2 protein-coding genes are annotated in these 898 nt (G+C 68.2%); both read right to left on the bottom strand.

Going from position 1 to position 898, the window contains the following annotated elements; all coding sequences use genetic code 11:
• The coding region (locus tag KUM32_RS38250; protein ID WP_217146424.1) for an SsgA family sporulation/cell division regulator at positions 1 to 364 on the bottom strand (364 nt) is incomplete at its 3' end.
• A 102-nt stretch (positions 365 to 466) separates the two neighbouring features.
• Positions 467 to 898: IclR family transcriptional regulator C-terminal domain-containing protein (locus KUM32_RS38245; protein WP_217146423.1), on the bottom strand; the 432-nt coding region annotated here is incomplete at its 5' end.

Below are 898 nucleotides of genomic sequence, written 5' to 3'. Positions count from 1 at the left end.
CCTCCTCGCAACCGAACGGAACCAGTCGGTCCGTCCGATCCAGGAAGGCCACCAGCGGGGCCGCGCCGACCCGGAACAGGGCTCCCTCGGCGCCGACTTGGAGCCGGATCAGCACATCCGAGAGTTCGTCCGGGCCAGTTGGGCAGATGTGCACGTCACCCTCGCCGATGGGTCCGCAGAGCCCGTCGAGGAGCAACTCACGGGCGAACGCCCAGCTCACGGGGGCGTCGCCGGGAAGGTGGAAGGTGAACCGCACCGCGTAAGGATCGGCCTTGTCGTAGCCGAGATCGACCGGAATGCGGAAGGAGAGCTCCTCCGAGACGAGGAAGGTCATCGTCACCTCTGCCTGGACTGTGTCACGCATCGTTCGCCGCCCCGAGTCGGTGGGAATGGCCAGGTTTCAGCCGACCTGGCCCTCTTGACGCCATCGTCCGCTAACACCCAGCGGATCACAAGGAGTGAGTTTTCAGATACTGATAGAGAACGACAGGGAGCCGATAAGCGCTCCGACTCTGGAGCGTAGCGAATCGACAGCGGGGCGGAGTCGTTCCGCTCGGGCCAGGGGGGTGGAAACCGCCAAGGTCGCCGCCGTCTCGCCGGCTATCAGGGGGATGGCCGCGCAGACCGTGCCGAGCGCGTACTCCTCCCGCTCGCAGACGGGCTGAAGCGGCCGTCTCGCGGCGCACCGGCGGTGGAATCCTGCCTCGTCACGCACCGAGTACGGGGTGAGGGCCCGTACCGGGTAGCGCGCGAAGTGGTCGACCCGTTCGGCCTCGTCGAGCTGGGCCAGCAGGCACTGTCCGATGGCGTGCGCGTGTGCGGTCTGCCGGAAGTCGGCCCACTCTTCGACCGCTGGCGCCCCGGGCGCGTCGGCGGTGGCGAGCACGTCCACCTCACC

The organism is Streptomyces sp. AC627_RSS907 (assembly GCF_019049165.1).
This window is presented reverse-complemented; position numbering and strand designations above follow the sequence as displayed.